At 59.6% G+C, this 12,004-nt stretch carries 10 protein-coding genes and 2 pseudogenes; 7 read left to right on the forward strand and 5 right to left on the reverse strand.

What is annotated here, in order from left to right:
- Window positions 1–187: 187 nt before the first annotated feature.
- Together XM53_RS24090 and XM53_RS19865 are read left to right on the forward strand one after the other, a co-directional pair.
- A pseudogene (locus tag XM53_RS24090) lies at window positions 188–253 on the forward strand (hypothetical protein); the annotation flags it as partial.
- Between the two features lie 126 nt (window positions 254–379).
- A pseudogene (locus tag XM53_RS19865) lies at window positions 380–744 on the forward strand (IS3 family transposase); the annotation flags it as partial.
- A 41-nt stretch (window positions 745–785) separates the two neighbouring features.
- On the opposite strand, the gene XM53_RS19870 reads toward XM53_RS19865, so the two are convergent.
- On the reverse strand, window positions 786–1,547 hold the full coding sequence (locus XM53_RS19870; protein WP_152494673.1) for a hypothetical protein: 762 nt from the start codon (window positions 1,545–1,547) through the stop codon (window positions 786–788).
- A 421-nt stretch (window positions 1,548–1,968) separates the two neighbouring features.
- Between XM53_RS19870 and XM53_RS22740 the strand changes: the two genes are divergently transcribed.
- The 4 genes from XM53_RS22740 to XM53_RS19885 all read left to right on the forward strand — a co-directional run bounded on the left by XM53_RS22740 (window position 1,969) and on the right by XM53_RS19885 (window position 7,114).
- On the forward strand, window positions 1,969–2,580 hold the full coding sequence (locus XM53_RS22740) for a L,D-transpeptidase (RefSeq protein WP_437160236.1): 612 nt from the start codon (window positions 1,969–1,971) through the stop codon (window positions 2,578–2,580).
- A gap of 466 nt (window positions 2,581–3,046) precedes the next feature.
- Entirely contained in the window at window positions 3,047–3,709 is a 663-nt protein-coding gene (locus tag XM53_RS19875) for a L,D-transpeptidase (RefSeq protein WP_057796563.1), read from the forward strand.
- A 474-nt stretch (window positions 3,710–4,183) separates the two neighbouring features.
- A complete protein-coding gene (locus XM53_RS19880) occupies window positions 4,184–6,538 on the forward strand; it encodes a heavy metal translocating P-type ATPase (RefSeq protein WP_236544572.1) in 2,355 nt (784 codons plus the stop codon).
- Between the two features lie 66 nt (window positions 6,539–6,604).
- Window positions 6,605–7,114: a L,D-transpeptidase family protein gene (locus XM53_RS19885; RefSeq protein ID WP_057796567.1), complete on the forward strand. Its 510-nt coding sequence runs from the start codon at window positions 6,605–6,607 to the stop codon at window positions 7,112–7,114.
- Between the two features lie 3 nt (window positions 7,115–7,117).
- On the opposite strand, the gene phnE is transcribed toward XM53_RS19885, so the two are convergent.
- The 4 genes from phnE to XM53_RS19905 are packed head-to-tail and all read right to left on the reverse strand — an operon-like array spanning window position 7,118 to window position 11,407.
- Window positions 7,118–7,879 carry a phosphonate ABC transporter, permease protein PhnE gene (gene phnE / locus XM53_RS19890; protein ID WP_236544573.1) on the reverse strand — a complete coding sequence of 254 codons (762 nt, stop codon included), beginning with the start codon at window positions 7,877–7,879 and terminating at the stop codon, window positions 7,118–7,120.
- The gene (locus XM53_RS19895; RefSeq protein ID WP_057796569.1) at window positions 7,876–8,658 is read right to left on the reverse strand and encodes a phosphonate ABC transporter ATP-binding protein; all 783 of its coding nucleotides are present in this window, start codon (window positions 8,656–8,658) and stop codon (window positions 7,876–7,878) included. Before XM53_RS19895 ends, phnE begins: the two co-directional genes overlap by 4 nt.
- Complete coding sequence (locus XM53_RS19900) at window positions 8,655–9,530, reverse strand: phosphate/phosphite/phosphonate ABC transporter substrate-binding protein (RefSeq protein ID WP_057796571.1); 876 nt, start codon at window positions 9,528–9,530, stop codon at window positions 8,655–8,657. Before XM53_RS19900 ends, XM53_RS19895 begins: the two co-directional genes overlap by 4 nt.
- On the reverse strand, window positions 9,530–11,407 hold the full coding sequence (locus tag XM53_RS19905; RefSeq protein WP_144435633.1) for a cytochrome c peroxidase: 1,878 nt from the start codon (window positions 11,405–11,407) through the stop codon (window positions 9,530–9,532). The genes XM53_RS19900 and XM53_RS19905 overlap by 1 nt, the downstream gene beginning before the upstream one ends.
- A gap of 96 nt (window positions 11,408–11,503) precedes the next feature.
- Here XM53_RS19905 and mntR point away from each other — a divergent pair, with 96 nt between their 5' ends.
- On the forward strand, window positions 11,504–11,974 hold the full coding sequence (mntR, locus tag XM53_RS19910) for a manganese-binding transcriptional regulator MntR (protein WP_057796575.1): 471 nt from the start codon (window positions 11,504–11,506) through the stop codon (window positions 11,972–11,974).
- Window positions 11,975–12,004 lie beyond the last annotated feature (30 nt).

Consider the following 12,004-nt stretch of genomic DNA (forward strand, 5'->3'; position numbering starts at 1 on the left):
TTGAGGGAAAGCTTACTGTCACGCAGATGAAGTGAAGATAGACAATGGGGCCGAGGCGAACACGCCCGGCCCCAACGATTTGAGGCAATAAAATCAAGCGCTACGGAGGTAGCCGAGCAATGTAGATATGCCGTTACTCGCGGGACATTTTCTTTAACCTCCGAGGTTTGGGAAGAAGGAGATGTTCATGACCAAGGACCAACGCAAGTTGAGGATACTTCGACATGCGGAGGAGATCGGTCACGTCGCGAGGACTTGCCGCTATTTCGGGATAGGTCGATCCAGCTTCTACCGTTGGCGTCAAGACGTCTTACGAAGCGCTCAGAGAGAAGCTATAATCAACAAACGGGATGTCCCACGAGTAACCGCACCTTACACCCTCCAACAGGCCGTTCTTCAGAGACAACCCGGATCAGGCCTGGTGCTTCACTCGGATCGCGGATCGCAATATCTGTCCATTCGCTATACCGAGTGACTCGCAGAGGCGGGGTAGAACCTTCCGTGGGAAGCGTTTGCGACAGTTATGACAATGCCCTGGCCGAGACGGCCAATGGCCTGTTCAATGCTGAGGTCATCCACCGACGCGGGCCATGGCGCAGTTTCGATGCAGTGGAATACGCGACCCTGTATTGGGTGAATTGGTTCAACAACCGTCGTCTTCTCGAACCCATCGTATACATTCCGCCAAGAGAGGTCGAAGCAAACTATTACGCGACCCTGGAAACATCAGACATGGCCGCGTAGCTAAGATCAATCAGCCTCCGGCAAACCCGGCGCGGCTCATATCACGCCTCCAAGAAAGTCGTGTGTTTACTGTTCTGCGGCAGGAGGAAGATCGAGGTTGCCAGGAGCGAGAAGACCAACTCGTAGACCTCCCATTTACGAGGAACGTCGATGACCGCAATCACCAGGCTTGCTGTAACGGCGAGCATTGCGTGACGTGTGCCGGGCACCGGGGCGGCAATGTGATTGGCGGCACGTTTGATCCAGCCGACGCGCAAGTAGAGCAGTGGCAGCACGGTAATGTAGACCAGCACGATTAACGTTAGGATCGGACCGAAGAGCGTCTTGGCGAGGTGGAAATCGCCCCAAGGCGTGGGCACAATCAGGTTGTGCAGGTTCGTTTCCTGCTGCTTATTCATCTCCTCGAAGGTCTCGCCGGTTTCCCAGCCGATTATACGTTGGCCCCAGGAAATCTCTTCGCCGGCGGCAAAGAAGAAGACAAGCGCATAGAACAGCGTGCAGGCGAAGGCGAGGCCCGCGCCGCGCGCCTTTAGCGACCGCGCGTTCATCACCAGGACGACGCTGGCCACGCAGAGAAAGAGAGCAGTGCTGTATTCCACCAAGCCGTCTTCACGCGCGTAGGTGAGCGAGAAATAGTCGGTGCTGTAGAAATAAATAACGACCGAAAGTAACAGCACGGCGGCGACAATGCCGAGCAGGATTTTGTCGATACGCAGGATTGTGGACAGAGTCATATAAGGCGTGCCTTTCTCAGCAGATTTGGCGCCGGAATATGCGAGGCGGGACCGCGCATCAAGCGCCAAGCTTTTTACTGAGTCGAACCTACGTTGGGCACAGGTGTGAAACCACATCTTGACGCTGGACTCACGATAGGTTGAAGCAATATCCAACCTTCGAAAAGTCATCGTTCACACGTAGTGGCCTTTCCAGTAGCTCTCGCTCGTGATTTGGATGCAAAATCAGGAGCAAGTTTACGAACACGTTTCTATCGAAGTACTTGAGCGTCTCGCCACTATCGCCCGTGACCGAATAGGCAAGATTGTATCACGCTGGAGAGCGGTGTTGAGGATTGCCACGCAGATATCCACTAAGTGCTCGGCATGCTTTGGGCAAATAACCCTTCCGAAAGTTCGGATCGTATCCTCGGAGCAACAGTCAAACAGCTCGCAGTTGTGAACACACGATCGTGTGTTCTACATATCGACGCAATGTGTTCGCAATTTCATGCAACGCAAACTAGTAGGGTACATCAAAATGAAAGGCTTTAGCAGGCGAGTGTTCGTATCTACCAGTGCAGCCAGCATGTTGGCTCCTACGATTGGTGCAGCAAGTCAACCCTCTTTTCCAGAGCGCTTTCTTCCTCAACTGGTAAACGCACGTCGGACGGATTGGCTGCCCGGAGATCTGCATTTAGTACCGGATGATTTTTTTTTGTATTTCATGCTCGAAGAAGGTATGGCGATCCGCTACGGAGTAGGAGTTGGACGCAAGGATTTGTACGAATCAGGCGTGTTCACAGTAGCGCGCAAAGCCAAATGGCCGTGGTGGCGGCCGACCAACGCCATGATCCAAAGAGAGCCGAATAAGTATGCACGATTTAGAAACGGTTTGAAGGGAGGACCGAATAATCCTCTCGGCGCGCGAGCGATCTATTTATACGATGATGACGGCCGAGACACCTATCTTCGAATCCATGGAACCAATGCACCAGAAACCATCGGGTCGGCCGTTTCAAACGGATGTGCCCGCCTCACCAATAAGCACGTAAAGGACCTGTACGATCGTGTTGCGATAGGTGCACGCGTTTATCTTTACCCCAAACTGAACGGCATTTGAAAAAGTCGTTTGCAACTTGAGGTCAGCGAAACGAAAGTACGCGGTGCATGTCTCACCCCGTGAGGTTTTGATACCCACATGAATGATGCAATCGTATCCTGTTCGCATGCAGAATTTGGACCAATTTTTCACGTCGAAGCCTACTTTCGCAAGGATCAACCAATCGCTAGCCTATCTGACCCTGACTAGAGGCTGTGGCTCGGAAATATGTTGAAAAGAGCTTCGTCAGCCCCTTGAGAAGTAATTGGATCAGCTGGTTTTTCACGCGACGAGGCTGGGTTAGTGGGAACCGTGTTCGCAGAACTTTTTTCTTGAACCTTTAGGAGCTTTAGGAGTTACGACGCAAATGTACCGAACTAGACCTTGGGAAGGTTGCTGACGATGCCTTATTCCTTACCTGGGTAAGTAGAGGCACGATAAGGATATATTTTATCCTTTAGTAAAATCTTGCGAAGGAAACAGAAAAATGCTGACGAGACGCCACTTCATCCAAACAACGACTGCGCTATTCTCGGCCTCAATCGGTCAGCCGCTCTTTGCCGATACGTGGCCAACAGAATCACAAAAGGCGGCTTGGGACAAGCAAGTCACACCGTTCGGCTACGAGCCAGCCACGACTAACCCATGGGGTCTGCATCCAAGGTTTTTGCCGCAGCGCGTCGTCGCGAAGCGCAATCTCGTGCCGGGCGACATCCACGTGGACGCAGTGGCGCGATACCTCTATCACATCGAAAAAGGTGGAACTGCAATGCGCTACGGCGTGGCCATTGCAAAGGGCGACCTTTATGAGCCGGGAACTTATACGATTAAGCGGAAGGTGAAATGGCCTCATTGGACGCCAACCAAAAACATGATTGAACGCAATCCGGAGTACGAGCAATACGCAGATGGTATGGAACCTGGCCCGACCAACGCACTTGGGTCACGTGCGCTTTATCTTTTTGTCGGCAGTAGGGATAGCTATCTACGTATCCATGGCACACCGTATCCAAAAAGCATCGGCGGTCGCGCAAGTTCTGGCTGCGTCCGGATGGTCATGGCTCACATCAACGAACTTTATCCCAACGTCAAGATAGGTTCGACAGCGTTTCTTTACTCGGCCGAGGATAGTGTGACAGCGCAAAGTTGAAGGCGTGCACTGAACTCGACGCATCCGCGACCCTCTGGACAAGCAAATCAAGACTGGAGAGACGTGCAGATTGGTCCGCCGCCGGCCGCGCGAAGAGGTACCAAAGTGGTCTCTACTGGTCCACTGTGCTGATACCAGTAGCACCCATCTTCCGGAAGTCGACGAGCCGACGTGAGATCCTGACCGGGTGCAGCAAGGGCCGCTACAGACGCGGGAACATTGCCAACCTTGTTCTGAGCGCCATCATCTGTCGGCGGCACCGCGCAGCCGGCGAGTACCAGAATTGCTGCAATGATAGGCGCTTGTCGTTTTTGCATTTTTAACCCGCTCTTTCTGATTTCATCGCGCCTTAGTGGTGCGGTGAACGTTCGGACGCTGCAATTTTCTGCATGAAACGTCCTATTCTAACTCTTGATGCTCTAGTTGCTTTAGGAGCTATAGCAATGTGGAATCAATGAATCCCGAGGTCAATCCATGTCTTTTGATGGCAACCGCAACGATCACAGCCACCGGAGTGATCAAAAGCAACCTCACGCAACAGGCAAATCCTGTTGCGATGCGAAAAGAGATGTTGCGTCGGCTGGGCTAGCGCCGTCCGGCGGAAGGAGCTTTCAGGTATCCGGGCTCGATTGCGCCGAAGAGGTGGCGATCCTGAACCGGGTTGTCGGGCCGAAAGTGGGCGGAACCGAACACCTGGCATTCGACGTTATCAACGGGCGAATGACCATCCTCGATAGCGCCAAGAGGATACCAGACGACGAGGTCACGCAGTTGGTCGCAACGACCGGCATGAGCGCGAAGCCTTGGGATGCCGACAACGCAGCAGAGGACCAGGCGGCGCATCTGGCACGTCAGAAGCGCTTTACCTCGTTGAGCGGCGGCTTCTGGGGGGCGGGATTCCTTTTTCACATGGTCGAGACCGGCATGGGTGGCGCGCTCGGGCTCTTTGCGGGCCATGGCGATGTGCCGATGCCCATGGCGGAAGCAGGGATCTTCGCCCTCGCGATTCTTTTCGGAGTTTGGCTTGTCGCGCCCAAGGCCTGGTCTTCGGCGCGGAGGCTTAGCCCCGACATGAACCTGCTCATGGTGCTGGCCGTCGCCGGCGCCATCAGCCTCGGAGAGTTTTTTGAGGCTGCGACGGTCGCCTTCTTTTTTTCGCTCTCTCTCTATCTTGAGAGCTGGAGCGTGGGGCGGGCGCGTAACGCGGTTTCCGCGCTCCTCGATCTGGCGCCGCCAACGGCGCGGGTCCTTTACGAAGACGGATCGGAATCCGACGTTCCGGCTGCGGCTGTGGCAGTCAATGCAAGGTTTATCGTGCGCGGCGGCGACCGTATCCCCCTCGACGGTGAGGTCGTGGACGGGGCAGGGGCCGTCGATCAGGCCCCAATTACTGGGGAAAGCGCGCTAGTACCCAAGGAACCCGGCGAAGAGGTCTATGCCGGCACGATCAACGGCGAGGGCACACTGACGGTGCGGGCGACGAAGGCCGCCTCGGATACGGTGCTCGCGAAAATCATTCGCATGGTAGGCGATGCCCATGCCCGCCGCGCGCCGGTCGAACAGTGGGTGGCCAAGTTCGCGCGCATCTACACACCAATCGTGATGGCTCTGGCGATCACCATCGCGCTGGTGCCACCACTCCTGCTCGGCGGCGCCTGGGACTACTGGTTCTACAATGCCCTGGTCCTTCTGGTCATCGCATGTCCTTGCGCGTTGGTCATTTCTACGCCGGTTTCCATCGTTGCGGCGCTGACCGCGTCGGCACGGGCGGGGGTGCTCATCAAGGGCGGCGCCTATGTCGAAGCGCCGGGGCGGACCACGGCACTGGCGATGGACAAGACCGGGACGATCACCATGGGAGAGCCTGAGGTGGCGGCGGTTCACCCACTGGTCGGTGTTTCCGCACGCGATCTCATGGCGCTGGCAGCAAGCCTGGAGGTGCGGTCTTCACACCCGCTGGCACGCGCCATACTCTCGCGCGCCAAAGCCGATGGTGTTTCCGTGTCTGCCGCAGAGGACACCCGCACCGTGCCCGGGCGCGGTCTGGAAGGACGCGCCGACGGGCGCGCTATCTGGCTCGGCTCGGATCGGTTCGCCGAAGAGAAAGGGTTCGGCAATGCCATTCCGGCGGATCTGCGGGATCAGATCGGGGAGACAGGGAGCACCCTCGTTGCCGTGGGTGACAAGGCCGGCGTGACCGGCGTACTGGAGCTTCGCGACCGCATCCGCCCAGATGCAAAGGGTATCGTTGCGCGCCTGCATGCGCAGGGTGTGGAGACCATCGTGATGTTGACGGGCGACAACGAACGCACCGCGCGCGCGGTGGCAGCCGAAGTCGGCATCGACGAGGTGCGCGCCGAACTTTTGCCGGAAGACAAGGTGACGGCCATTGAGGAACTCGTCGAAAGCCACGACATGGTAGCGATGATCGGCGACGGTGTGAATGACGCACCGGCCATGGCGCGTGCGCATTATGCCATCGCCATGGGCGCTGTCGGATCGGATGCCGCTATCGAGACGGCCGACATCGCGCTTATGACCGACGACATCGGCAAGGTACCTTGGCTTATTGGCCATTCGCGCCGGGCCATGACGATCATCCACCAGAATATCGGCATATCGCTGGCGACCAAGGCGCTGTTCGTCGGGCTGACCGCGTTCGGGATGGCCTCAATGTGGGGCGCCATTGCTGCGGATGTAGGCGTGTCTCTGCTTGTCGTGGCCAACGCGCTTCGGCTCCTGAACGGCCACCGGGTCGAAGCGGGGCCCTCGGGCGGTGAACCGATTGGCGAGCGGATGGCGAAGGGAGCACTCGCGCACGGTCATTGATCCGGCGGTTTCGGTAGGGTAACGTCTGACATCATCCAGACCTCGCAAAAGGGGCGTCGAGCAGTGATGAATACCAGAATTTCACGGCGGGTCTTGCTGTTGGGCGGTTTGGCCGCCTTCCTTTCAGGCTGTGCCAGCAAGTTCCGGTCGTACAACGGACCACAAGTGACCCGGTTACGCATGTACAAGGCGCAGCGGCTGTTAGTTCTTGACGGCGCGGATGACGTCTTGCGGACCTATCCCATCGGATTGGGCTTCGCGCCCGAAGGCCACAAGCAGTTTGAGGGGGACGGCCGCACGCCGGAGGGCTCCTACCTGATTGACCGGCGCAACCCAAACAGCCTCTTCCACCTCTCCATCGGCATTTCATATCCCAATGAAGCCGACATCGCGTTTGCAGAGGCGCAAGGAAAATCGCCGGGTGGCGACATCTTCATCCACGGGGGGCCCCGCAAGGGGATCGACCCGATGAACAAACGCGACTGGACCGCGGGCTGCATCTCCGTCACGGACCGGCAGATCGAGGATATCTACGCCATGGTCAGGGACGGGACACCGATCGACATCTATGCCTGAAGGTCAGGCAAAACGACGGCGCAGCGCGACGTTGATAGCTTCGATGGCGATGACCATGACGAAGACGGCAATCGTGACGCTGGCCGCCTTGTCATACTGGAAAGAGCGCACGTAGGTCTGGATGTAAAAGCCGATCCCGCCCGCGCCGACAATCCCGAGGATCAGCGACTCGCGCAGGTTCAACTCGAACCGGAAAATCGTGTCGCGGGCGACGACCGGCGCCATCTGCGGCCAGATCGCGTATCTGAGCCGCACGAGCGGCCCGGCGCCCGCGCTTTCCAGCGCGGCGATCGGCGCGCGGGACACGCCGTCGATCGCCTCGGCATAGAACTTGGCGAGCATCCCCGTTGCATGAAAGGCGACCGCGATGATGCCGGGCAGCGGCCCAAGCCCGACAGCGCCCACCATGAGCATGGCCACGAGGATCAGCGGAATCGCCCGTATGAAGGCAAGCAGCGTTCGGATCGACCGGAACACCGCAGACGATACCATCGTCTCGGACGCGAGAATGCCGAAGGGAACGGACAGGACCACAGCTCCGAGGGAGCCGAGGATCGCTATTCTCAGCGTTTCCGCGCTGCCCTTCTTGATCTCGGCCATCACCGTCGGGTCAGGTGGAAACATCCGACCGAGGAAATCGGCAATGCGCGGGCCAGCCGACATGAGACGCGACAACTCGACATCGGCCGTCGCGAAGGACCACAGGATCGCCGCGGCGATCAGACCACTCGTCGCAAAGCCGCCAAACCCGCGGAACGCCATCATGATACCGCCCTGAGGCCGATTCCTGGGATTGGCTCAACCTCCCGATAGAGTTCCGCTGTCGCATCCTCGTTCAACTCGGAGGTCGGCACATCAAAGGCGATCCGCCCGCAACGAATGCCAATGATACGCTGCGCAAAACGCCGCGCCAGGTCGGGTTGGTGAGACGCAAACAGCGCCGTCGCGCCGCGCGCTTGCGCCGCCCCGGTCAGCAGCGCCAGGATCTCACCTGCACGCGCAGGGTCGAGGTTGCTCACCGGTTCATCGGCCAGAACAAGCCGTGGTTCCTGCGCCAGACACCGCGCGATGGCGACGCGCTGCCGCTGCCCGCCGCTGAGGCTGTCGACCCTGCGATTGGCAAGATCAGCAATGCCGCAATCGGCAAGTGCCGTGCGCGCAATCTCCAGATCGTGCTTGGTCGGTGATCCCATCAGGGCCCGCAGCGGCGACATGCGCCCCAAGCGGCCATTCAGGACATTGCGCAGAACCGCGGACCGTTCGACTAGGGCGAATTCCTGAAAAACGAAACCGGTATCCGGGCGGCGCGCGCACATTGGCGGATGATCGGGATCAAGCGGTGCGCCCAAGATCGAAATCTGCCCGCACCAGCCAAACAGCCTGCCATCAAGCAGTGCCAGTAGGGTCGTCTTGCCCGCCCCGGACGGGCCGAGCAGAGCCACGCTTTCGCCCGTCGGAATATTAAGCGAAACCCGCTCCAGCGCCGGGACGTCCGCGCCCGTATGGGCAAAACTCAGGTCGTCGATTTGGATAGCAGTGCTCATTCCAACAGCCCGTATCGCCGCGCCATGTCGCGCACGCCGTCATAGGCGGCGCCGTCGGCCCTGACATAGCCGTCCGGTCCATAAAGATAGCGTAGCTTGTTGCGGTGCTCCGGCTCATTGAGCCGCAGCATTGCGTCAACAAAACGGTCCCGCAGAGCGGCGTCGAGCCCCGGGCGAGCGATCACCAAATGGCTCGGGATCGGTGCGCTTTCCGCGATCCAAGTTACCTCCGCCTGTTGCTGCGGTGTCAGAAGCAGGTCGGCATACTGGCTGGCGCCCGCGGCATCGACCAGGCCTTCGGCCATTGCCTGCATGGCTTGTTGGTAGCCCCCCGCGAAAAAGACACGGCCGAAAAATTCCTCCGCTGCGCTAGGACCTTTAACCACCCCGGCCTCTACGAATTCGGCGAGCGGATAGAGATAGCCCGATTCCGAGATCGGATCGGCAAAGGCGATGTCGCGTCCGCGCAGGTCTACGAGCGCGCCGATACCGCTGTCGCGCCGCACGAAAATGCGGCCTGTATAACTCGGTGCGTCGCGGTAGACCTCGGACAGGAGCGGCTCGGCACCGATTTCGGCCTCGGCCAGAACGAAGGGCAGGGCGCCCATGAAGGAGATATCCGCGTCGCCGTTTCGCAGCGCCTCGACCGCCGCTGCGTGGTCGATGGTAACGAACCCCTCGACCGAGACACCGATCTCACTGGCCAGCCAGCCGGTGATGGCCTCGATATCGCCAAGCAGCTTCTCCGGGTTCTCCTGCGGGATGAAAGCCAGCCGCAACGCAGTGTCCTGCGCGGCGAGAGGTGTCGCCAACGACACCGCGCCCGCGCCGACCAAGGTCAGTATCGTTCTACGGGTCAGTTGAACTGGCATCAGAATGCCCTCTCTTCGATTGCGGCGGCTTCGGACTTGAACGCGGTCCAGCTTGCTTCGGCAGCCGCCCAGTCATCGGCACGGACGGCGGCGCCGACCGCGGCCAGCCGCTCAGCCAACGCGTAGACCTCGGGCCGCGCAGCAAGGTTCGACATGGTGCTGGCGTCCGCCGAGAGGTCCGCGGCCACGGTGTCAGTCAGCAGCAGGATGTGCTCTGCGTCCCGCCGCGGCAGTAGCGTGTCGAGTGTCGAGGCGAAGGTCGTCAATTCGGCGAATGCCAGCCGGAAAGCGGTATTCTCGGTGTCGAACGCCTCGTAGGGTTCGTCCGCCGCACCCACGGTCTCGAGATAGGCGGTCAGGGACGCGCGGTCTTCCCCGGTCAGCCCGAGCGCTTTCGTTTCGTCGAACCAGTCCACGACAGCGGCCAGCGTCGGCAGAGATCCGTCATGGAAGTAGGGCGCGGTATAGGCCGTGCCGAGCAGCGTGGGCGTGTCCAGCGCACCGGCACGGGCACCTTCATAGGCTGGCGCAACGGAGCCTATGTCGTGGGCCTGCCGGTCGAGGAAGTTCGCATCTGGCACATGGCAGCTGGCGCAGGAGCGATCGCCGAGCCCGGCAAAGGGCGTGTTGAAGATCTCCTCGCCACGCCGGGCGACTTCCGGGGCCGCGTCGGTCAGGCGGCCATCACTCGTCAGCATGGAATTCGGCAGGAAGTCGAACTCGAGCATGTAGGCGACGAGAGCGTCCAGCATGAAGGGCGTCGGTTCATCCCCGCCGAACTCGTTGACGATCACGTTGCGGGTGAAATCGCGCAGGGAGGCGAAACGGCCATCGCGGCCGTAGGGACCTGTAAAACGCAAGCCGCGCAGGCTCGGAATGTCGAGCGGGTCGTCGCGCCGGTCGTTGAAGATCGGGTTGAAAAAGGCGCCGTCGACGTCGATCGCGCCTGGCTGGTGGCTTGCGCCCGGAACGAAAAGCCGCTGGTTGATGTCCGAGCGGTTGTGACACGTCGAGCAGGTGATCCCGAGATCGCGCGCGGGGCTTCCGAAGATCTGCGCGCTGTCGAACAGCATGTCGCCGAAAGCGACGAGCGGCAGGTCGGTCTCGTCGATGTCCTGCTCCTCAAAATTGAGGACGAGCAGTGGCAACGGGTCCTGATCGAAGATGTCGGAGCCCGGTGGCAGGCTTGGCGGCACCTCGATGGCGCGACCGCTGAGCACGGCGGTTTCCGGCAGGGCGCTTAACGCCCGACGCGGAGCGAAGCTGTCCAAAAGATAGTTTTCCGCAAGATAGCTGGAGATCACTGTGCGCGCCGCTTCCATGGTCTCGCGATCCGCAGATGTTGAGCCTGCGCCAAGTACGCCAGAGAACCCGGTGCTGCTATTGAGCTCCAGCCAAGCCAGGCCGATCCGTCTCGCAGCCTCCGAATCGGCGGCCGCGACGCCGTCCTCGAACGCGCGGTAGAGTTCGCGTGCCGTTCGTACGGCCTGCTGTGCTGTCGCCGATTCTTCGGCCGCGAGAGACCGGTCCAGTTCCTCTTCGATCCTGAGCGCGATGAGCCGCGTCGCCTCGGCAAAAACCGCCTGCCGGTCTTCGCGCATCATGGCGTCCATGAGAGCGTCAGGCTCGATTTTGCTTTCGCGGTCCAGCCACGCCAGCGCTCCGACAGAGAATTCCGAACCCCGGTAGGGTTCCGTCCAGGCGGTCCTGATGTCGTCCCAGGGCAGAGGCGCGAGGTTTCCAAGAAAGAGCGTCAGCCGATAGGCCGCTGCGTCGGGAAGCCAGGGCGCCTCCTTGGCCGGCGTCGCCGCGACAGGTCCGGACAGGAGGAGCGCACTTGCGAGTGTGGCGAGCAGCACTCTCATAATATTTAGCATCACCACGGTCTCCAAGGCAAAAGTTAGACATGGCTAAGTTTTCTACCCGAAGCAAACAAGTTGTCAATCCCGCTGTTTCGCCGCACAGTCCCAAGTATGACAAAGTTGCAATCACAAGAACGTGAAACGTTCGAAATTGTAGAAAGGGCTCCCGAATCACAGGCTGAGGGTTTCGCGACCGTGCGTCAGGCGCATGAGAGTGAAATGGCAGAAGATTACGTTGAACTGATTGCGGAACTGATCGAGTCGCGCGGTGAGGCAAGGCCGGTGGAAATTGCCGAACGGTTTGGAGTAAAGCCGCCGACCGTGACCAAGAACATATCGCGGCTCAAGGCTGCTGGCCTGGTGCGGCGGGAACCTTATCGCGCGATATTCCTCACCGATGCCGGGCAGGAGTTGGCCGAAGCCTGCCGTCGACGCCACAGGATCGTAGTCGCGTTTCTCCTGAGCCTCGGGATCGACGAGGAGACCGCGGAACGCGATGCGGAGGGTATTGAACACCACGTCAGCGAGACAACGCTGAAAGCATTCGAACAAGCGCTCGTGCCTTCCCAGAGTGATACTTAACGCCTCAATAGGTTCTGCGCGAAAATGAAA

Source organism: Roseovarius atlanticus, assembly GCF_001441615.1.
GTDB lineage: Bacteria > Pseudomonadota > Alphaproteobacteria > Rhodobacterales > Rhodobacteraceae > Roseovarius > Roseovarius atlanticus.